This window comes from Limosilactobacillus sp. DJ3M12, assembly GCF_947381695.1.
Taxonomy (GTDB): Bacteria; Bacillota; Bacilli; order Lactobacillales; family Lactobacillaceae; genus Limosilactobacillus; species Limosilactobacillus kinnaridis.
Genome location: NZ_CANCWY010000011.1, coordinates 37,558 through 58,653 on the forward strand (window position 1 = coordinate 37,558; position 21,096 = coordinate 58,653).

The following is a 21,096-nucleotide window of genomic DNA, read 5'->3' on the forward strand; positions in this document are numbered from 1 at the left end:
GTTATTAAGGCTGTGACAAGTAAAGTTGTTGCGAGCCTTTTTATTTAGTAATAAATTTAAAGAATGGAAATTAATTAAATTCACGGGGGATAAAAATGGCAGTTTTTACTGGAACAACAATTGAAGAAGCAAAAGAAAAGGCCCGTACACAATTGAAGCCAACTGTTAATCAAACGATTGAATTTGCGGTTCTTCAACAGCCGCAGCACGGTTTTCTAGGAATTGGACGACGCCAAGCGCAAGTGGATGCAGTAATAAAAGATAAAGAAATTGCGATGCCCTCACTGGAAGAAAAAGATGAGCAACCGGCAAAAGAGCCAGAACAAAAGCCTGCAAGCTTAAATTCCGCTGAAGATGAGCTCGATCCTGCTGAAATCAAGCGGCGGCAACAAGCCAATCTTAAAAAGGTTCAAGCAACTAGTAAAGAATTGGTTGAGTATCTAAGGACAGTATTTAAGGAATTAGGTATTGCTGTTGAACCGCGAATTATTAATTTAGAAGCTCATGATCTCAAAATTAATCTCCAAACTGAGGAAAATGGACGGGTGATCGGTAAGCACGGTCGTCGGATCAACGCGATGGAACAGCTTAGTAATATATTCATGGATTATCATGGAGCGGCAAAAGTAAATGTTGAACTTGATACTTCCAATTATCGTGAACGGCGTCAAGAAGCAGTTCACAACCTAGCGCAAAAGGCGGCGATGGAAGTAGTTGCAAGTGGGAAAGCAGTTTTTATGGACCCGATGCCCGCCCGCGAACGGAAACAAATTCACCATGAACTTGAGAATAATCACCACGTAAAAACATACTCCCACGGTCGGGAACCTTACCGGAGTATCGTGATTGCGCCTAAGGACTAACTTACTTGTTGACAATTTCTGGTAATGATCTTAGAATATGAGCGGTTATAAATTTAATATTCGTTAAAGTAGTGAAAGTGCTTTGACCATGTTAGTGATATTTTTATTACTATGCATGGACTAGCACTTTTTTTGTTAGAAAGGAGTAAAGTAGCGATGGCAAATAGCGAGAATGATACGATTGCAGCAATTTCGACACCGGTTGGTGAAGGTGGAATTTCCATTATCCGAATTAGTGGAGATGATGCGGTGAAAGTTGCTCAACGGATCTACAAAGGAAAAGATCTCGCCAAAGTAGCAACTCATACCATTAACTATGGTCATATTGTTGACCCTGATACGGATCAGGAAGTTGATGAAGTGATGGTTTCAGTAATGCGTGCGCCTCACACTTATACGCGTGAAGACGTGATTGAAATTAACTGTCACGGGGGATTGTTAGCAACTAACCGTATTCTGCAATTGGTACTGAGCTTTGGCGCCCGGATGGCAGAACCAGGTGAATTTACTAAACGAGCCTTCTTAAATGGTCGTCTCGATTTATCCCAATCAGAAGCAGTAATGGATCTAATTCGTGCAAAGACAGATAAATCGATGAAGGTTGCATTAAACCAACTTGATGGTGATTTGTCGCGGTTAATTCGTAATTTGCGACAAGACATTTTGGATGTATTAGCACAGGTAGAGGTTAATATTGATTATCCAGAATATGATGCTGTTGAAGAAATGACGACGAAACTCTTAAAAGAAAAAGCAGAGGACATTCAACAACGAATCCAAGGCCTTCTTAAAACAGCTAAGCAAGGAAAGGTTTTGCGAGATGGTTTAGCAACGGCTATCATCGGGCAGCCAAATGTTGGTAAATCAAGCTTATTGAATTCCTTGCTTCACGAAGACAAGGCGATCGTTACAAACGTTGCTGGGACAACCCGGGACGTAATTGAAGAATATGTCAATGTCAACGGGGTGCCATTGAAGTTAATTGATACAGCAGGAATCCGCGATACAAATGACCAAGTTGAAAAGATCGGGGTAGAGCGGAGTCGCAAAGCTTTGGGCGCCGCTGACTTAGTACTTCTCTTGATTGATAGTTCAAATGAATTAACTGACGAGGATCGCCAATTACTTGAAGCAACCAAGGATAAGCAGCGGATCATCATCTTAAATAAGACGGATCTTCCACGCAAGGTTGATTTAGAGGAATTGAAATCACTAGCTGGCAAGAGTGCTGTTATTGAAACTTCAATCGTTAATCATGAAGGAATGGATCAACTTGGTGAACAGATTGGTCACATGTTCTTCAACAAGGGGATTGAAAGCAACCAGAATAATGTAATGGTTACAAATGCTCGGCACATTGGCTTACTTCACCAAGCTAATGATGCTTTAAGCGATGTCTTAAAAGGAATTAATGATGGAATGCCGGTAGACCTGGTTCAAATTGATATGACCCGGTGTTGGGAATTATTAGGTGAAATTACTGGGGATAGTTACCAAGATGAGTTGCTTGACCAGTTATTTAGTCAATTCTGTTTAGGAAAGTAGGGAATAGAAGAATGAAGAGTTCAGAAGCATTGCAAACATCTGATGCCGTTCAATACGAAGCGGGATCATACGATGTAATTGTTGTCGGGGCGGGTCATGCCGGAAGCGAGGCCGCCCTTGCCGCAGCCCGGATGGGAAATAAGACCTTGTTGGTAACAATTAATCTTGAAATGGTTGCTTTTATGCCATGTAACCCCTCTGTTGGTGGTCCGGCAAAAGGAATCGTGGTCCGCGAAATTGATGCTCTTGGTGGTGAAATGGGCCATAACATTGATAAGACCTATGTTCAAATGCGGATGTTAAATACCGGTAAGGGTCCCGCTGTCCGTGCATTACGAGCTCAAGCAGATAAACATGCTTATCACCGTGCAATGAAGCAGACAATTGAGGAAGAACCTAACCTTACTCTCCGTCAAGCAACTGTTGACCAGTTAATTGTTGAAGATGGTGTCTGCAAAGGTGTTATTACTAATACAGGAGCTCGTTACCACGCTAAGACGGTTGTACTAACTGTTGGAACTGCAGCGCGCGGAAAGATCATTATTGGTGAATTACAGTATGAATCTGGTCCAAATAACTCTAAGTCAGCGGTAAAACTTTCGGAAAACCTTGAAGAACTTGGCTTTGATCTTGAGCGTTTTAAGACGGGAACGCCACCACGGGTTAATGGAAAGACAATCGACTATAGTGTAACGGAAGAACAACCCGGGGATGAGGAACCACATCACTTTAGTTTTGATACTCCTGATAGTGCCTATATTCCAATTAGCGAACAATTATCTTGTTGGTTAACTTATACAAATGAAGGGACCCATGCCATTATTCGGGAAAATCTTAGCCGGGCTCCAATGTTCTCTGGTGTTATCAAGGGTGTTGGGCCACGCTACTGTCCTTCAATTGAAGATAAGATTGTTCGTTTTGCTGATAAACCGCGGCACCAAGTTTTCCTTGAACCAGAAGGCCGGGATACGGATGAATATTACCTTGACGGAATTTCGACATCAATGCCAGAAGAAATCCAACAAAAGATTGTACACTCAATTAAGGGGTTAGAAAATGCAGAAATGATGCGTCCTGGATATGCAATTGAATACGATGTAGTTGCGCCGTACCAACTTCACCCAACCTTGGAAACCAAGATCATTAAGAATCTCTATACTGCAGGCCAAACAAACGGTTCTTCAGGTTATGAAGAAGCAGCGGGGCAAGGATTAATTGCAGGGATTAATGCAGGATTACGGGCACAAGGCAAGGAACCATTTGTCCTTAAGCGTTCGGATGCATATATTGGTGTGATGATCGACGACCTAGTAACAAAGGGAACGAAAGAACCTTACCGTTTACTTACAAGTCGGGCAGAATATCGGCTAATTTTACGTCATGATAATGCTGATTTCCGGTTAATGGAAATGGGTCATAATGTTGGCCTAGTTAGTGATGAGCGGCTTGCTAAAATGGAAGAGAAGAAGCGCCAAGTCGCAGCTGAAATCAAACGATTAGAAGAAATTAAGCTCAAGCCAAGCGATGATAAGGTTAACGAATTTATTGAAGCACACGGGGATAATCGCTTAAAAGATGGAATTGCGGCAGCTGACCTCTTGAAGCGACCATACTTCGATTATCAAATGTTGGCCGAATTCATTCCAGCACCAGAACAGGAACTTGATCGTCATGTGATTGAGCAGGTTGAAATTCAATTGAAATATGCTGGTTACATCAAGAAAGAGGAAGTTAAGGTTGAACGGATGAAACGGATGGAAGCTAAACGGATTCCAGATGATATCGATTATGGTGATATTGATGGTCTAGCAACTGAAGGACGTCAAAAGCTTGAAAAGATTCGTCCAGAAACTTTAGCCCAAGCTTCACGAATTAGTGGAGTTAACCCCGCTGATATTGCAATCTTAAGTGTTTACGTCCGTCAGGGGAAGTTTTCCAAGAAGGATCGTAAATAAAATTTCCTGGGAAATAAAATCTGGAGAAACAGAGTAATGACTCCGCTCTCCAGATTTTATTATGATTTTCTTAAAGCAAATGGATAATATACTTAAGTTTGGCATTATATGGTATAATCTAGGTTCAAGTTTTAATAACGAATTTTAAATAACTATTTTGTGATCCGTGAATTTAAGAGAAAGAAGAGGAAATTTATAATGTGTGGGATTGTTGCATTTGTTGATAATGAAAAACCACAAATTAAAGACCAATTAATCCAAAAAATGAAGGACCGGATTATTCACCGGGGACCTGATGCGGAAGGTCAATATGTGGATGATGATGTAGCACTTGGCTTCCGGCGCTTGAGTTTTATTGATGTTAAGTCTGGTAATCAACCAATCTTTAATGAAGATAGCTCAAAAGCCATTGAATTCAACGGTGAAATTTACAATTTTGAAGAATTACGTGAAGAATTAATCAGTAAGGGTCACACATTTAAGACACATGCCGATACTGAAGTAATCTTGCACGGATATGAAGAATGGGGCAAGGATGTTGTTAACAAGCTGCGCGGAATGTTTGGCTTTGTTATCTGGGATTTTAAGACTAAAGAAATGTTCGGTGCCCGTGACCATTTTGGAATTAAACCATTGTATTACGCTAAAATGAACGGTACTTTCTTTGTTGGGTCTGAAATTAAGGCATTTCTTGATCATCCTAACTTTAAGAAGGAGCTTAATAAAGAAGCTCTTAAACCATACATGACATTCCAATACCCAGTTACTCAAGAAACTTTCTTTAAGGGTGTTTACCGTCTTCCAGAGGGGCATTACTTCACTTATAAAGACGGTCAGTTTGAAATGACCCAATACTGGGACGAAAACTTTGAGCCAGAAGACGAGACGTTTGATGAAGCTGTTAACAAGATTGACGAAGTTGTTAAGAATTCTGTTAAGGCACATACCTTTGCAGATAAAGGAATTAAGGTTGGCTCATTCCTTTCCGCAGGGGTTGATTCAAGTTTAGTAACGGCTTTGATGCGTCCAGATAATACGTTCTCAATCGGATTTGATAGTACTTACGATGAGACCAAACAAGCACGTGAATTAGCAGCTAAGATGGGCTTGAAGAATACTGATGAAAAGTTGACTAACGAAGAAGCTTTCCACGCATTCCCAATGATTCAATACTACCTAGATGAACCCGATTCTAACCCATCTGTTGTTCCTTTATACTTCTTGAACAAGTTAGCAAAGGATAACGGCTACAAGGCCCTTCTTTCAGGTGAAGGTGCCGATGAATTGTTTGCGGGATACATTGATTATGGTTTTAATACGAAAGTTAAATTTATCCGTTGGGTAACTGATCAATTAAAGAAGATGCCTCGTGAACGTCGGTATAAGTTTGCTAAGTGGTTAGATGGGAAACACTTCCACGGCCAAGAGCATATGTATCGCAACTTAGCGCCAGCACGGGATACTTTTATTGGTCAAGCATACATCTTTAGTCCTGAAGAAGCCGCTGACTACTTGCAACCAGAATTTGATTGCGGACCAAGTATTGCCGACATTCTTAATCCACTTTTTGATAAGATGGAAGATAAAGATATCGATGAAGTCGCAAAGAAGCAATATGTTGACTTACACCGTTTCATGCCTGGCGATATTTGTTTAAAGGCAGATAAGATGAGTATGGCTAACTCTGTTGAAATCCGGGTACCACTTCTTGACAAAGAGGTAATGAAAGTAGCTGAAACGACACCAACTAAGTACCTCTTTAACTATAAGGATACAAAGTGGGCATTCCGGATGGCTGCTAATCGGCATTTACCGGAAGAATGGGCTACGCGGCCTAAGATGGGCTTCCCAACTCCAGTCCGTGCATGGCTTCGAGAAAAGAAGTATTACCAAGAAGTACGTGAATTATTTGAACAAGACTTCGTAAAAGAGTTCTTTGATCAAGAAAAGCTTCTAAAACTTGCCGATGATAACTTCGAAGGCAAGGTGGATGGTCGTCGTAAGATTTGGACAATCTACACCTTCTTAACGTGGTATAAGTTATATTTCATTGATAACTTCAAACCTGATGAATCGGGAATTGACCGCGCACAAAAAGCGGCTACAACAGAAGTATAGAAAAATATTAAAGGAGGCTGGCGAAGGGTAGGACTCTTCTAAGTCTCCTTTTTTGTTAATTGATAACCCTTATTTATTTTTATGATAAAAAATGAAATAATATAGGGCAGATTAGATTGAAGGAGAGTCATTTGCAAGATGGAATTGCATATTACACCTGCTTTAGCATTATTGTGCGAGCACCATTTATTGGATCATGTTAGTAATTTGACTGATTTTACCGCAACTAGCGTGTCCTATGATTCACGGAAGGTAAAATCAGGAACTTTATTCTTTTGTAAAGGAAATTTTTTGCCTAAATACCTAGCATCCGCTAAAGAAAAAGGTGCGATTGCGTATGTGGCTGAAAAAGAATATCCAGAAGGCGAAGGATTGCCAGCTATTATCGTGAACGACGAACAAAAAGCAATGTCTTTACTGGGGGCAGCATTTTATGACTATCCACAAAATGATTTGTTCATTATTGCAATTACAGGAACAAAAGGCAAAACAACAACGGCTTATTTTGCTGACCATATTTTAGCCCAAAGTACTGCTAATCATATTGCCCTTTTTTCAACGCTTGATCGGATTTTAGGCAATAAGCCGGAAGATGAATTTAAATCTGATTTGACTACTCCTGAATCCTTAGACCTTTTCCATGATATGCGCGCTGCCGTTGATAATGGAATGACGCACTTAGTAATGGAAGTATCATCGCAAGCATACAAGAAAAACCGGATTTATGGTTTAAAGTATGATGTTGGAATTTTCTTAAACATCTCGCCAGATCATATCGGACGAAATGAGCACCCAACTTTTGCTGATTATCTTCACTGTAAGGAACAATTATTAGTAAATTCTGCTAAATGCTTAATCAATGCAGAAACTGAAAAGTTTACTGATGTTTATTACACTGCTAAGGCAACCACACAACCAGAAGACATTTTCTTATTTGCACGGCGAGGAGCAAACATCGAATTACCTGACAATGCCCAAATAGATTTTGAATATCGAAATGATTTAGAAGATCTTCATGAAAGTGAATTTGAGTTGACCGCCTTAACTGAGAAAGCAAAGCAGTTGAACTTAGATGGCCGTTATAAAACGAGTGTCCCTGGAGATTATAATGAAGGAAATGCGGTCGCTGCAATCATTGCCAGTGGGTTAGCTGGGGCGAGTGCTAACGATGCTGTAGAAACATTGAATCATGTTCACATCCGTGGTCGAATGGAAATGATTAACAGTAATACTCATGGAACAATTTATGTTGATTATGCCCATAATTACGCTAGCTTGAAGCGACTCTTGGCATTCTTAAAACGACAAACTAATGCTGGTAAAGTAACAGTTGTCTTAGGAGCAACCGGTGATAAAGGCATTTCGCGCCGTCCAGGGTTTGGAAAAGCTTTAACTGAAGAACAACCAGATGAGGTAATTTTGACGACTGATGATCCCGGGTTTGAAGATCCGATGACTATTGCCCGGGAAATAGATTCTTATATTGATCATGATAAGGTTAAACATATTCAATTTGAAATGGACCGCGAAACGGCGATCAAAAAGGCAATTGACGGTAGTGGAAATGATGATATTGTAGTCCTTGCAGGGAAGGGTGAAGATCCTTACCAGAAGATTAATGGTGAAGATGTCCCTTACCTAACTGATGTGAAGATTGCACGTGATTATATTAATGATTTAGAAAGATAAAGAGGAGTGGGAATCTAATGAGTGAACAACCTTTTGTTCCATTGATTCTAGGTAGTGATTTCAATGCTTACGGAATGGCGCGGTCGATGTATGAAAAATATGGGATTAAGTCGCAATTATATGCTCGCCAACCATTGGCACCAACCCGTTATTCAAAAATTGTCGAGTTGCATTATAATGAACAATTACAATCACCGGAAGTGTTTACGAAGGTATTAATTAAAGCGGCAGATGAGTTTGCTAAGCAAGGCAAGAAGACCGTTTTAATTAGTTGTGGAGATGACTATACTGAATTAGTTGCGAAAAATCGTAAAGAACTTTCGCAGCACATGTTCTGCCCGTATGCTGATTATGATGAAGTAGCAACATTAACGGATAAAGAGAAGTTCTACAATGTCTGCGAAAAGTATGGTTTGCCTTACCCTAAAACCGATATTTTAAAACCAGACCTTGATTATAAGAACTATAAATCACCATTTGAATTTCCAATTGCTTTGAAGGCTGCTGATGCGGTGCAATGGCATAAGGGAAACTTTGAAGGGTATGAAAAGGCTTATATTATTAAGACACCAGAAAGATTAGCGGAAGTTCTTGAGATTATCTATGAGCATAGTCCATACAATGGCGACCTCGTTTTACAAGAATTTATCCCTGGTGATGATAGTAATATGCGGACCATCAATTGTTACGTTGATAAAGATCATAAGGTAAAGATGATGTGTCTCGGTCACCCGCTACTTGAAGATTGCAATCCAGCAAATGTTGGTAATTACGTTGCGATTATGCCAGCATATGATCAACAAATCTATGACAATATCAAGAATTTCCTTGAAAGTATTGAATTTACTGGATTTGTTAACTTTGATTTGAAATATGACCGTCGTGATGGCCAATTCAAGGTATTTGACCTCAATCCTCGCCAAGGTCGTAGTAGTTTCTTCGTTTCATTAAATGGCTATCAACTTGCTACTTTCCCCGTTGAAGATTACGTTTTTGATAGCTTAAAAGATCAAGAGACGATTTATGGAAACAAAGATGAAAGCAACTATAAGTTATGGCTGGGGGTTTCAAAAAAGACCTTCCTTCAGTATGCTAAAAATAATGAAATTAAAAAGCAGGCTGAGAAGCTTATTAAAGAAGGCCGCTATGGAACAACTTTCCATTATGACAAGGACATGAATTTCATGCGGTGGTTAATGGAACAACGGATTAATCATAACTATCAAAAGAACTTCGAAAAGTACTTTGTCGAAAAGAAATAAAAATTAAAAGGGATTGTGACATAAGTTAAGTTACTTTCATAAAAAGCAAATACGCAGTACAACAATAGGCCTCTAACGTCCGGCAAAACCGAACCTTAGAGGCCTATTGTTGCTTGCGGGGCTCGAAAACGAAGTCACAAGTGCCTTCTGTCTCGCTCCCTTTTGAACCTTAATATCTTTTTGATGTTATTAAATGTGAAAATAATATATTATTTATTATAAATAACTTTTCAGGTTTTATTACTAGTTGTATGATTAATAACAGTTAAATAAAGAAATTGAGGAATTATAATGAAAGCATTTCGTGAAGCAATGAGTTGGATTATTCCCATTCTAATCGGGTTAATAATCGCATTAGTAATTAAGCAGTTTTTCTTCCAAATTGTTCGGGTTGATGGACCATCCATGCAACCAAACTTACAAAATAATGAACGAGTATTTTGTTTGAAAACTGCCAAAATCCATCATGGAAGTGTCGTTGTATTTGATGCTAATGGCATTGATCCGCAAGTATCAGTTAAAACCGATTATGTTAAGCGAGTAATTGGACTCCCTGGTGATACTGTTAGCTCTAAGAATGGAAACATTTATGTTAACGGCAAAAAGATTAATCAAGACTACATTAGCAAGAGTCAACGAACAACCGGAACTGGAAACTGGACACTGCGTAGTATCTCAGTTCAGAACAGTTGGTTAAAGAATAATGGTGCCACAAAAGTTCCGAAAGGTGAATACTTTGTTCTTGGGGATCACCGGAGCGTTTCCAACGATGGTCGTTACTGGGGATTTGTACCTAAGAGTAAGATTGATGGGGTTGTAAAAGTTCCATCATGGACTGGGACAAAGACGACTCGCGAAAACGTTAATAAAGAATGGCAGCACTTCTATGATAAGTAATAATTAGTGGGTAAAAATACTGTAGGGAAGCTTTGATATGGATTACCAAATTAGGTTAGCAACAATAAATGATCTACCAGCGATTGTCGATATATTTAATCAAGCAATTCCGCTGCAAGTCAACGATGAGAGTGCACCGATCAAAGTTGCTGATCGACGTGAATGATTTATGCAGTTTGACAATACTCATCCAATCTGGGTTGCAACAATGGATGACCAAGTAATCGCCTGGTGTGCTCTTGAGTATTTTTATCCGCATCCCGCCTATGATCATTCGGCACAGATAGCTATTTATATTTATGAAGATTATCGACAGCAACATCTTGGCCGTGATTTATTAACATATGCGCAAAAACAAATTGAAGATCATCTAGATATAAGAACCGTAATTGCATATATTTATATTGAAAATCAAGCAAGCTATCATCTTTTTACCTCCTGTGGGTACAAAGAATGAGGTAAATTACCACAGATTTCTGAAATAAATGGTCAAATGCGATCCCTTTATATGATGAACAGGCATTTTAATGAGTAACAAACTTTACGAGGTTGAGCAATTTTAAGCTCTAACCTCTTTTTTATCCCGAAATGTCAATTTAAGTTAGAAAAAAAGTAGTTGCTCATCAGTGACATACTTCATGAATACCTCGTAAGATGTTTGATAGCCCAATGACTTGCGAGGAATGTTGTTCCGGTAACTCATTATTTGAGCAACCTCTTCATCAGCTAGGTGGCGGAGATCGCGGCCTTTGTGGAGCCCATCGCGCCGCAGAAGGCCGTTGTTGTTCTCGTTTAACCCCCGTTGGTTAGGTGCCCCCACCTCGGCAAAGTAGGTCTGGAGGTCAAATTGGTTGGCAATTGCTCGCCAGTCAGCGAACTCCTTCCCATTGTCGAAGGTAATCGACTTGAAGAAGTGGGGTGGAAACTTTGCCAACCATTCCTGTAAGTGCTGGATCACACTGGTGGCCGTCTTACTATGGACGTTAAGAATCACTTCGACTTTGGAAGTCCGTTCTACCAAAGTCATAACGGCGCCCTGATGTCTTTTGCCCTGGACGGTGTCGGCTTCAAGGTGGCCGAATTCACGGTTAAAGTTGGGAAATTCGATAGCCCGTTGGTGAATGCTTTGGCCAAGTTGAACGGCCTTCCCCCGCCGTTCTACGTAACCATTGGGGCGACGCTTGCCTTTCATCGGCAAGGTCCGCACATCAAAATTGCCCCGCTCGAAAAGGCGGTAAAGCGTCCGCATACTACAGCTGAGTGGCCGTTCAGCGCGTCGCATAATCTGGCGTCCAGCCTTGAGCCACTTTGGCTTTGATATAAGTTACCTCATCAGTGGGCAATTGAATAGCCTTCCGACCGCAATGAGCCTTGTTTTCACGATAGTGTTGGTAATATTCTTGGAGCGTGTGGCCGGCGGCCAGAAAGCGATAAACTCGGTAGACGGTTTCTAAGCTCCGGTGCAAAAGTTTGGCGGCCCGGTAGGCTTTTACTCCTTGGTCACGAAAATTAGCGATCATCGTTAGTTCGTCTATGGTAAGATGATGGTAGGTCATTTGTGGTGTCCTTTCTTTTGATGTATGGGTATTCAAAAGTCTACCACAAATGGCTTTTTATTTTTCTAACTTAATTTTACAAACCGCGTGATTAAAGAAATTGAGAAAACTAATAAGCAAAGTATTGGATATGGGAAAATGACTCGTCTTATTAAGCGCGCAGGTCTTGGATATTTGGTCAACAAAAAACGAGTTATTAGAATTATGAAGGAACATGGGATTAAAGCTGACTATCGTCAAGCTAAAAGAAAACGCGACAAGGAACGTCAAACCTATCAAGCTGAAAATATACTTAATCGTCAATTTAAACAGGAAGCAGCTAATCAGGTTTGGGTAACTGATACAACAGAACTCGCCTACAATATTCATAATTATAAAGTTCGTTTACATGTGTTTCTTGATTTATATGGTCAATTTCCAATTAGCTGGCTAATTACCCCAACAGAAACTAGCGAGGGAGCAATTCAAGTATTCAAGAAAGCTCAGAAACAAGAAGGTGTATTAGCCCCACTTATTCATACTGATCGCGGAGCTGCTTATACTTCTAAGGCGTTCAATCAATATTTAACTAGCAATAATAGTCAACATAGCTATTCAGCTCCTGGCACACCAGCAGATAACGCAGTTATCGAGCACTGGTGGGCCGACTTTAAAGCAATTTGGCTAGCGCATTCATCTAAGCCACAAACACTTGATGAACTTCAAACACTAGTGGCTGAAGGAATTGAATACTTTACAAATACATTTATTTCAGCTAAAAGAAATGACCTTACTGCAACGGAATTTCGTTACGGCAAAGCCAATTAATTTTTATTATTTAGTGTGTAAACTTGACAGGGTACAGTACCGATTGAAGGGTGGGGGGGTGATGAGACAAAATTAGCAGATCATCGGAGTCCTAACCGTGATGATTTAGATGCTGTTTCAACAACGCAACCAATCTTTATTTATCGTTCTGACTGTCACTCTTCTGTCGGTAATTCTAAAGCCTTAGAGCTTTCAGGAATTGATGAAAATACGCCTGATCCGGTTGGTGGGAAAATTGAACGATTTGCTGATGGACGACCAACTGGTTTTATGCGCGAAATAGCTGCCTCACAACTTCTTATTCGGGCTAAATCGGCACAGAGCTATGAGAACGACGTAGCTAATATGGTTAATAGTTCCGAACACTATCTTAAAGAGGGAATTGTAGCAATTGGTGAAATGATGGGCCGGATGAAGCCATATACTTCTTTAAAACTATACCAAGATGCAGTTAAGCAAGGGTTTGGTCCGAAAGCCTCGATCTACTATGTCTTTGATGAAATTGATCCGCAGGTTGGACTGCAACCAAGCGGGGATGAAAAACTCCGCGTTGCTGGAATTAAAGTATTTATGGATGGGAGTATTTCTGGCGAAACGGCCTATAATACTGATCCTTATCCATCGGGAAAAATGGGAGTTAGTTTGACTTTAGTGGAAAAACTTCAGCGAGCAGTAAAGATGGCTCGTGATAATAAGCTTCAACTAGCTGTGCATGCGATGGGCGATAAAGCAATTCAAACAGTGATTGATGTAACAAAAGAGATAGCGCCATGGCTAACCACAATGCCATCGGTTCGTATTGAACATGCATCCTTAATGACTGATCAAATGTTTGCAGAGATTGCCAATAGTAAAATGAACTATGCGTTAGTCACGCAACCAATCTTTTTCTTTGCGGAAGATGAATCCTATCGTCATTATCTTTCACCAGCCCAGTTTAAATTAGCTTACCGCGTTAAAACAATGTTGAATTCTCAAGCAATGTTAGGCTTGAGTTCGGATGCCCCATGTACGCCATGGGCAGAACCTGATAGCCCGTTTTATAGTATTTATGCGGCTGTAACAAGAAAGGCCGCTAATGGTGATGTTGTTAACGCAGAAGAAGCAATTACGGTTCCACAAGCTATTCTTGGTTATACTCGGGATGGTGCAAAAATTGGTGGCTTTGATGAAAATGGTACGCTTGAAGTAGGAAAGGCCGCGGACTTTGTTATCTTAAATGATGATATCTTTACAGTTGCTCATAGTGAACTTAAAAATATCCACGTGAATGAAACTTGGATGGCAGGGAAGAGAGTTATGTAGTGAAATGGGATGATTTACGAGGCGGTTAGAAAATAAGCTAAACAAAAAAGTAAAGGTGATGCTAGGAAAAATTCTTAACATCACTTTTTAAATTAAATTAGCTTTCTGTAAAAACTCGCGTAATCTTTTTAGGCCTGTTTCTAACTCATTAAGTGACTTATTTGCGGACAATGAAACACGGAGAAAATGGTCATTTGAAGAAGCGTTAATTTGAAAACGATCAGAGCCAAAACAACGGATATTTATATTAGCAAGGGCTTGTTCGATCTTGGCTGTATTTTGAATACTTTTAAGCGGTAATCGACGAAAAAAGGCATAGTCGGTTAATTGGTTTGTAGGAGCAGTCGGGAAATATTGTTCAAAAAGGATATTAGCTTGTTTGGCAAGGTTGACTTTATTTTGAATTATTTGTTGGACGATATGCTCTTTTATTGCCATGGATGCAATTGCTGTATTGAGAGTTGACGTTTTGACTGTTGTGTTGAAGAAACCATTTTTAATTTGCTGGGCTAGCTGTGCTGGGAAAACTAGATAACCAACACGGAGTCCTGATGCAAGAACTTTTGACATACTGCAAACATAACAAGTCTGGTCTGGTAGTAATTCCATTATTTTGGGCGGCCGTTCTGGATTGAGTTTACTAAGAAAACTTAGGTAGTCATCTTCAATTATTTTCAGTCCGTATTCTTGCGCAATGGTTGCGATTTCTTTCCGGCGAGCCATCGAGAGAACAGCGCCAGTCGGGTTACTATATTCCGGCATGAGATACAGGCCAGCTAGATTGTTGTTTTGACAAGCGTGTTTTAATGCGTCAATATTCATCCCGCCTTGATCATTTTTTATCGCAACTAAATGGAGATTATTTAGTTGCGCGGTTGCAATCAGGTTGGCATAGGTAAATTCGTCGACAGCAATCTTATCGCCACTTGAAAATAAGTAATGTAAGTGAGTTTTCTCCTCCCGCTGTAATAAGGATATGCTGAGTAGGAGTTAATCTCACGCCAAGCCAGTCAAGATAATGCTGGAAAGCCTCCTTATCAATCGGACGCCCGGTTGGTGAGTCATAGGTTAGAAGTTGCGAGGCGCCTTGCTTGACGATGTTGCTAAGAATATTGTCAAGGAGGTGGTTTGTCTGTTCAAAGGAAGCAACAAAGCCAAGATCAATGGTACGGGTCAAAGGAGAATTGGCAGTTAACGGATCGATACCATTTGAGTTAACAAAGGTTCCTTTACCATGAATTCCATAAGTTAAACCAAGTTGCGCACTTAATTTGTAAGTACGAGTAACGGTGGTGAAATTAATGTCGAGATAATCGGCGAGTTCGCGTTGCGGGGGCAGTTTCGTTCCGGGTGTAAGAATTCCACGCTCAATTGCTGTTTTTAGTTGATTGAGCAAACTTTTATAAATTGGTCGCGTCAGCTTATTTTTGTCAGGATACCAGGTAAGCTGATGGTGGGAAAAATCATTAATAGGCATACTTTATCACTCCAATATTGTAATCCATACAATTAATTCCTTGTATGGATAAAATACTCCTGTTTAAAATAAGTTCAAGTTATTTTAAGGAGGGAGAATTCGTCCATGAGAAATGAAGTACGTTACGCTTTTCAAAAAACTAGTCCGGTAATGCTTGGCTTTCTATTTTTAGGCGCCGGCTATGGGATATATATGCATAAACTGGGCTTTAATTTTTTATATCCGTTATTAATGGCTGCGACCATTTTTGCTGGATCAGTCGAATTTGTAATTGGTAATCTTTTAGTCCAGAGTTTTCAGCCATTGACTGTTCTCATTTTAACTGCCCTTGTTAATTCACGACATATTTTTTATGGCATTACGATGTTAAAAAAATATTCCAATACAGGAAAGTTAAAGCCGATTCTTATTTTTGGAATGTGTGATGAGTCTTTTTCCTTAAATGCAACGTTAAAAGTACCAGATAGCCTTGATCGCTCATATGTTTATTTTTACATAACCGCATTCAACTATTTTAGTTGGGTAGCTGGGGCAGGTTTAGGTGGACTCCTTGGGGGGATGATTAACTTAAACTTAGCAGGCTTAGATTTTGTAATGACGGCACTTTTTATTGTGTTGTTTACAGAACAGTTGAAAAATGCCCGAACTCAGCGTGATGCTCTGATTGGTTTAGCATTTGCAATTATTTGTTTACTATTTTGCAACAAGAATGTTTTTCTATTAGTGACATTAGTAACACTTGTCGCACTGTTTTCATTAAATTACTTAATCACGAGGAGAAAAAATGACATTAACTGAACAAATTATTTCAATTTTAATCGCAGCAGTCGTCACGATGGCGACCCGCTTTATCCCATTCCTGATTTTTGATCAGTCAAAAGAATTATCACCTTACCTGGAAGAACTGGGGAAATTCCTTCCGGCAGCAATCATGGGAGTATTAGTAATCTATTGTTATCGGAATATTTCTTTTGCTGAGCCTAGTAAGGCATTATTAGAAATCGTTGCCGGCTTAGTAACATTATTTATTCACCTTTGGAAAAGAAATATGCCACTATCGATCTTGGTCGGAACTGGCTTTTATATGGTGATGCTGAATTTGTTTTAATGAAGCTATAAAGCTAAATTATGATTCGTGTAAATTAAGAGTCATAGTTTAGCTTTTTTAGTTATGATATTCTTGGATAAAAAGGGGCGAGCTAAAATGACAGCATTAACTGAAAGTATGTTTGTAATCTTTGACCAGCCAGAATTTTCCTTTAAGAAGATTAAGGAAAATCATTCACCAGAAGAAGTTGCAGACCTAAAAGAGAAGTTTAAAGCCGTTTGGCAAGTATGGAAGAAGGTAAATCAAACTGTCGCTAGTCAACTACCAACGGGCGAATTCGCGAAGGTTCACGTTGAGAGTTGGACGAACGGCTGGAACCTGCGTGATCATTACTGGGCCTCTTATCGTTTAGCATCGTTAGCAGACTATAATTCCTGTATTGGGGTGATGCTTGATAAAAAGCAGTTACAGGTCTACCTAATGTTTCAACATTATAAGAGTGAGCAACGACAAGGGACGCCGGATGAATACAATCAATTACTGGATAAAATACCGGAATGGGCTAATGATATTGATGCCACACGCTGGTACCTTTGGGATAAGGATGAGATGGAATTTTCTGATCATATGTCACTGACTAAATACATCAATAGTCGGGATGCTCAGCAGCAATTTAATTCTGATGCACGAAAGACCAGTTTTTTGCTTGGCAAATTTGCATTTCGTGGAAAAGACCAAGTTAATAATATGGAGGAATACATCAGTTCAGTTATTAGGCAACTTACCCCACTATATGAAGAATTGAAGTGAAAATATAACAGGGATGTTAAGTAGAAAAAATATTGAGGTGTTTTAGATGAAAGAGAATTCCCAACAATTACAACAAGATATTAAACATGATCGTTAAATGATTGAAGCATCATTTGATAGCAATAAGTTGTTTACGTCTAAAGAGATGAAAGAACAATTTGGAAAATTCGGCTGGGAAAAACATGAAGATTAAGTACAAGCTGAATGAAATAATTGATTTGTAGCATAAAAGGCACCAGAAGCTAGTTATAACTTCTGATGCCTTTTTTGTTTACCTATTAATAGTGTTTTTAATTGTTTTTTACCGGAATTCGTAATACTGTTTTTAGATTTTCAACCTTCGTCCGCCGGGGATCTGACAAATAAATTTCATGGTGATGCCGATCATCGTTAATATCTACTTGTAAACCCTGTTTCTCAATAAATTTATGTATTTTCTCGATCGTTGCCGGTTCATCATCGTATGACCCGATATGAAGTGCTTGCACACAGAGGCCTTCTTGCATTGACAGGAATTCTACGTTATGTAAATCAAGCTGCTTCTTTTCGCTAGCCTTTTGAATTGCCCAGTCAAAAACATCTTGAGTAACAAAGTCGGGAAGGCGAATCATTGCAATGAAATTGAACTTTTCTTTGTGAGCGTAGTCAATTCCAGTGATACCATCTTGCCACCATAGTCCTTCTAGTGGGGGAACAACAAAATTAAAATAATCTGGAATTTGGTAGGTGCCTTTTTTGCTCATTTTAATGGTATAAGCAACAGCATAGAGCTTTTCAATTGCTTTTTTATACTCACTATTTTCTTGATTAGGATCCCCATGTCCCCGCACAGCAAGATACTTCATCATTGGTACATTGATTAGGCTGGGATTCTTTCCGGGGACATACAATTCTTTCTACTCTTTTCTAAAATTATAAGCCATCTTGTCACTTCCTATGTTTTTATTCTAACTCAACTTTTTTAATGTTGCCCAGCTCAGTAAGGTCAGTAAAGATGTTTTCTGATTTGAAGCCAGATCTTAATTCACCATAAAGTTGACAGGAGATTTTTCCGTCTCCATAATCATAGATCGAGTATTTAAGCGGAACTTCAAAATATTTTTTGTTTAGCTGATTAATAAGTGCATGCAAATCATCAGTATTTCCTTCTAATTGAATAAAGCAGGAGAATCCTTTACCTTGTCTAAGTGCAAACTGATCTAGATATTTTCCAATAACTTCTGCTAAAAGAACGCAACAGGTACCGATAATCCCAATACTGTATAAACCACTACCATAGGCAAGACCGATTGCGCCGGTAACCCAAATTCCAGCCGCCGTAGTTAAGCCATCAATTATTTCATCGTGGCGATTAATGATTGTTCCAGCACCTAAAAAACCAATCCCGCTAACAACTTGAGCGGCAATCCGTGATGGGTCAACGTTCCAATTGCTATGGGTAACTTTCAGTAAATCAAAAAAGCCATACTTAGAAATAATCATGACCATTGCCGCCCCCCACCGCAATTAGGGCATGGGTCCGAATTCCAGCCATTTTAGCCTTACTTTTTCACTCAAACCCAATGATTCCACCACATAAGGCAGCCATGAGCATTCGTAAACACCAGTCAAGCCTAAGCAATGATTACCCCTCCTTTACCAAAAATCAATTATTATCAATTTTATTAGCCTAACTGTACTATATCGCGTTTAGATGTTTAAAGCCAAAAAGAAAGCTGAAAGAAATAACATTTTCTCTCAGCCTTTAACTATTATTCATATACGGAACGCTTTAACACACCGACAAATGGCAGGTTTCGGTAAAGGCCATTAAAGTCTAGGCCATATCCGACAATAAATTCGTTTGGAACTTTAAAACCAACGTAATCAGCTTCAACATTAACTTCACGACGGTCCGGTTTATCAAGTAAGGAACAAATCTCAATACTCTTCGCGCCACGATCAGCGAAAAGACCAGCAAGATACTTTAATGTATGACCAGTATCAATAATGTCTTCCATAATAATAACTGGTCGACCCTTAATATTGTGGGAAAGATCTTGAATTAATTTAACTTTTCCAGTGGATTTTGAACTTTCTTCGTAACTAGAGACGTCAACATAATCAACGTTTAACTTGAAATTAAGGCGCTTCATCATTTCGCTAGTGAAAATTATTGCCCCTGTCATTACGGAAACTAAAACTGGAAATTCATCTTGATATTTTTCAGTAAGTGTATTGGCAAGTTCATCTAAGCGTTGATTGACTTGATCTTGAGTATATAAAACTTTTTCGACGTCGTTATTCATTCTAGCTCTCCCTTGATAATGTTCGTTATTTACGAACTATTTTTGCGTTTTTTATTTATTGACGTTAGAATTTTAACATAAATCGAATGAATTTAAAGTGTTTTAGTAATAAAAATCAGATTTTATTCTACTTTGTAAGATGGGGGATAAAATTTGTATAATACAGATAGATATTTTTTCGAAAACGGATGCCTGGAAGGAATACTTATAATTATGAAAAAAGTTAACTTGTATATTTTTTTGACGCTTTGTTCCTTTGCTATCTTCTTATTGACCACGCCATCAAAGGTAAAGGCAGAAATAGTTGACAAACAAACGCAACACCAACTTCAAGATTATATGAAGGACCATCATATTAATGGGGTGATGCTAGTTAATGGCAAAGATTGGAAAACGATTGCTATTGAAAATAATGAAACCACGAATAAGGATCAGATCGTAAAGGCGGACCGACTATTTCCCACGGCATCGCTTCAAAAGATTGTAACGGGAACCGCTGTTTATCAATTAAAGCAAAAAAAGCAATTAGATTGGGACACTTCGCTAAGTAAGTATTACCCGCAGATTGATGGCAGTAAAGATATTACGATTCGGGAATTAATGAACCATACTAGTGGCTTGATTAATAATGATCGTCCATTTGAACCACTTAGAGGCCAAAAAGCCCAAATTGCTTATATGCTTAAACATCTCAAGTATGATTATACGCATACATGGGATTATCAAGATGTTGATTATGAAATCTTGGCAGCCATTATTAGTAAGCAAACGCATCAAAGCTATAATACCTATATTCGAAAAAACTTTGCTAAACCGCTCCATCTTCACCAAATTAAAGATTTTTCTGAGGTTTCCAAAAAAGAAATTCCGCAACCAATGGATCCAACAGTTGATTGGCACCGGGTAACTGTAACGACCTCCTCAGACTTTGGGGCAGGGAACCTTTTTATATCGCCAAATGATTACTGGAAGTTTGTATATAATGAGGTGCTGAAAGATCCCAAAATGATCAATGAATACTACCAACAGGCGCAGCATCAAGAAGTTGCCTATTTTGGTGGGGTTTACTTTGATGGGGACGTTATTCGCGCAAATGGGAGTATTCCTGGATATAACAGTTGCTTTGTCGCTGATTACAAGACGAAACGAATGATTATGCTATTCTCTAATAATATCGATTATCTAAAATTAAAGGCAGCTTCGGATAATATTCTCCATAATTATATGGAATGAGAGATCTTTAAATAAAAATTCTCTAAGTCTTCATTAACTAAAGGACTTAGAGAATTTTTTTGATACGCCGTTTGTAAAATTAAGTTAGAAAAATAGAAAAGCCATTTGTGGTAGACTTTTGAATACCCCTAAATAAAAGAAAGGAAACCACAAATGACTTACACCGATCTTACCACAAACGAGCTGACAATCATCGCCCATTCTTTCGTGCAAAAGCTTAAAGCGTACCGAGTGGCCCAAATG

General features: G+C 39.1%; 15 protein-coding genes and 5 pseudogenes. 14 read left to right on the forward strand and 6 right to left on the reverse strand.

Annotated elements, in window-relative coordinates:
• Window positions 1-95 precede the first annotated feature (95 nt).
• The 8 genes and pseudogenes from jag (at window position 96) to QOS06_RS11115 (ending at window position 10,864) form a co-directional block, all read left to right on the forward strand.
• Window positions 96-863, forward strand: coding sequence for an RNA-binding cell elongation regulator Jag/EloR (gene jag, locus QOS06_RS06925; RefSeq protein ID WP_085680878.1), 768 nt, complete (start codon window positions 96-98; stop codon window positions 861-863).
• A 156-nt stretch (window positions 864-1,019) separates the two neighbouring features.
• Window positions 1,020-2,408, forward strand: a complete 1,389-nt coding sequence (mnmE, locus tag QOS06_RS06930) for a tRNA uridine-5-carboxymethylaminomethyl(34) synthesis GTPase MnmE (protein ID WP_035159695.1) — start codon at window positions 1,020-1,022, stop codon at window positions 2,406-2,408.
• 11 nt (window positions 2,409-2,419) lie between these two features.
• Window positions 2,420-4,363, forward strand: coding sequence for a tRNA uridine-5-carboxymethylaminomethyl(34) synthesis enzyme MnmG (gene mnmG, locus QOS06_RS06935; RefSeq protein ID WP_085680880.1), 1,944 nt, complete (start codon window positions 2,420-2,422; stop codon window positions 4,361-4,363).
• A 198-nt stretch (window positions 4,364-4,561) separates the two neighbouring features.
• On the forward strand, window positions 4,562-6,481 hold the full coding sequence (asnB, locus tag QOS06_RS06940; protein ID WP_035159694.1) for an asparagine synthase (glutamine-hydrolyzing): 1,920 nt from the start codon (window positions 4,562-4,564) through the stop codon (window positions 6,479-6,481).
• 138 nt (window positions 6,482-6,619) lie between these two features.
• Entirely contained in the window at window positions 6,620-8,170 is a 1,551-nt protein-coding gene (locus tag QOS06_RS06945) for a UDP-N-acetylmuramoyl-L-alanyl-D-glutamate--2,6-diaminopimelate ligase (protein WP_078009496.1), read from the forward strand.
• A 17-nt stretch (window positions 8,171-8,187) separates the two neighbouring features.
• Entirely contained in the window at window positions 8,188-9,432 is a 1,245-nt protein-coding gene (locus QOS06_RS06950; protein ID WP_078009497.1) for a carboxylate--amine ligase, read from the forward strand.
• A gap of 291 nt (window positions 9,433-9,723) precedes the next feature.
• Window positions 9,724-10,329, forward strand: coding sequence for a signal peptidase I (gene lepB / locus QOS06_RS06955; RefSeq protein WP_078009498.1), 606 nt, complete (start codon window positions 9,724-9,726; stop codon window positions 10,327-10,329).
• Between the two features lie 37 nt (window positions 10,330-10,366).
• A pseudogene (locus QOS06_RS11115) lies at window positions 10,367-10,864 on the forward strand (GNAT family N-acetyltransferase).
• A gap of 66 nt (window positions 10,865-10,930) precedes the next feature.
• Here the strand turns inward: QOS06_RS11115 and QOS06_RS06970 are convergent.
• Window positions 10,931-11,885 (reverse strand): annotated as a pseudogene (locus tag QOS06_RS06970) (IS30 family transposase).
• Between the two features lie 90 nt (window positions 11,886-11,975).
• Here QOS06_RS06970 and QOS06_RS06975 point away from each other — a divergent pair.
• Together QOS06_RS06975 and QOS06_RS06980 are read left to right on the forward strand one after the other, a co-directional pair.
• Window positions 11,976-12,692, forward strand: a pseudogene (locus tag QOS06_RS06975) (IS3 family transposase); the annotation flags it as partial.
• A 42-nt stretch (window positions 12,693-12,734) separates the two neighbouring features.
• A pseudogene (locus QOS06_RS06980) lies at window positions 12,735-13,997 on the forward strand (amidohydrolase); the annotation flags it as partial.
• A gap of 87 nt (window positions 13,998-14,084) precedes the next feature.
• Here the strand turns inward: QOS06_RS06980 and QOS06_RS06985 are convergent.
• Both QOS06_RS06985 and QOS06_RS06990 read right to left on the reverse strand, forming a co-directional pair.
• On the reverse strand, window positions 14,085-14,975 hold the full coding sequence (locus QOS06_RS06985; RefSeq protein WP_349496569.1) for an aminotransferase class I/II-fold pyridoxal phosphate-dependent enzyme: 891 nt from the start codon (window positions 14,973-14,975) through the stop codon (window positions 14,085-14,087).
• Complete coding sequence (locus tag QOS06_RS06990; RefSeq protein WP_283595690.1) at window positions 14,914-15,474, reverse strand: GntR family transcriptional regulator; 561 nt, start codon at window positions 15,472-15,474, stop codon at window positions 14,914-14,916. Before QOS06_RS06990 ends, QOS06_RS06985 begins: the two co-directional genes overlap by 62 nt.
• 105 nt (window positions 15,475-15,579) lie before the next feature.
• On the opposite strand from QOS06_RS06990, the gene QOS06_RS06995 reads away from it, so the two are divergent.
• The 3 genes from QOS06_RS06995 (at window position 15,580) to QOS06_RS07005 (ending at window position 17,332) form a co-directional block, all read left to right on the forward strand.
• On the forward strand, window positions 15,580-16,272 hold the full coding sequence (locus QOS06_RS06995; protein ID WP_229288566.1) for an AzlC family ABC transporter permease: 693 nt from the start codon (window positions 15,580-15,582) through the stop codon (window positions 16,270-16,272).
• A complete protein-coding gene (locus QOS06_RS07000; RefSeq protein ID WP_003669460.1) occupies window positions 16,259-16,582 on the forward strand; it encodes a branched-chain amino acid transporter permease in 324 nt (107 codons plus the stop codon). Before QOS06_RS06995 ends, QOS06_RS07000 begins: the two co-directional genes overlap by 14 nt.
• A gap of 96 nt (window positions 16,583-16,678) precedes the next feature.
• Complete coding sequence (locus tag QOS06_RS07005; protein WP_085649834.1) at window positions 16,679-17,332, forward strand: glucose-6-phosphate 1-dehydrogenase family protein; 654 nt, start codon at window positions 16,679-16,681, stop codon at window positions 17,330-17,332.
• Between the two features lie 290 nt (window positions 17,333-17,622).
• Here the strand turns inward: QOS06_RS07005 and QOS06_RS07010 are convergent, their stop codons facing one another.
• From QOS06_RS07010 to hpt, 3 genes and pseudogenes are all read right to left on the reverse strand, one after another.
• A complete protein-coding gene (locus QOS06_RS07010) occupies window positions 17,623-18,222 on the reverse strand; it encodes a GyrI-like domain-containing protein (RefSeq protein WP_229411646.1) in 600 nt (199 codons plus the stop codon).
• Between the two features lie 52 nt (window positions 18,223-18,274).
• Window positions 18,275-18,866: pseudogene (locus tag QOS06_RS07015) on the reverse strand (MgtC/SapB family protein).
• 217 nt (window positions 18,867-19,083) lie between these two features.
• Entirely contained in the window at window positions 19,084-19,620 is a 537-nt protein-coding gene (hpt, locus tag QOS06_RS07020) for a hypoxanthine phosphoribosyltransferase (RefSeq protein ID WP_191335161.1), read from the reverse strand.
• Window positions 19,621-19,833: 213 nt separating this feature from the next.
• Between hpt and QOS06_RS07025 the strand changes: the two genes are divergently transcribed.
• Window positions 19,834-20,853, forward strand: coding sequence for a serine hydrolase domain-containing protein (locus tag QOS06_RS07025; RefSeq protein ID WP_191335160.1), 1,020 nt, complete (start codon window positions 19,834-19,836; stop codon window positions 20,851-20,853).
• Window positions 20,854-21,096: the final 243 nt, after the last annotated feature.

Excerpts from the sequence above, each read along its gene's own strand:
- mnmE (WP_035159695.1), top strand. The coding sequence starts at position 1,020 with ATGGCAAATAGCGAGAATGATACGATTGCAGCAATTTCGACACCGGTT.
- QOS06_RS07025 (WP_191335160.1), top strand. The coding sequence starts at position 19,834 with ATGAAAAAAGTTAACTTGTATATTTTTTTGACGCTTTGTTCCTTTGCT.
- jag (WP_085680878.1), top strand. The coding sequence starts at position 96 with ATGGCAGTTTTTACTGGAACAACAATTGAAGAAGCAAAAGAAAAGGCC.
- QOS06_RS06945 (WP_078009496.1), top strand. The coding sequence starts at position 6,620 with ATGGAATTGCATATTACACCTGCTTTAGCATTATTGTGCGAGCACCAT.
- QOS06_RS07005 (WP_085649834.1), top strand. The coding sequence starts at position 16,679 with ATGACAGCATTAACTGAAAGTATGTTTGTAATCTTTGACCAGCCAGAA.
- QOS06_RS06950 (WP_078009497.1), top strand. The coding sequence starts at position 8,188 with ATGAGTGAACAACCTTTTGTTCCATTGATTCTAGGTAGTGATTTCAAT.
- QOS06_RS07000 (WP_003669460.1), top strand. The coding sequence starts at position 16,259 with ATGACATTAACTGAACAAATTATTTCAATTTTAATCGCAGCAGTCGTC.
- hpt (WP_191335161.1), bottom strand. The coding sequence starts at position 19,620 with ATGAATAACGACGTCGAAAAAGTTTTATATACTCAAGATCAAGTCAAT.
- mnmG (WP_085680880.1), top strand. The coding sequence starts at position 2,420 with ATGAAGAGTTCAGAAGCATTGCAAACATCTGATGCCGTTCAATACGAA.
- lepB (WP_078009498.1), top strand. The coding sequence starts at position 9,724 with ATGAAAGCATTTCGTGAAGCAATGAGTTGGATTATTCCCATTCTAATC.
- QOS06_RS06990 (WP_283595690.1), bottom strand. The coding sequence starts at position 15,474 with ATGCCTATTAATGATTTTTCCCACCATCAGCTTACCTGGTATCCTGAC.
- QOS06_RS06995 (WP_229288566.1), top strand. The coding sequence starts at position 15,580 with ATGAGAAATGAAGTACGTTACGCTTTTCAAAAAACTAGTCCGGTAATG.
- asnB (WP_035159694.1), top strand. The coding sequence starts at position 4,562 with ATGTGTGGGATTGTTGCATTTGTTGATAATGAAAAACCACAAATTAAA.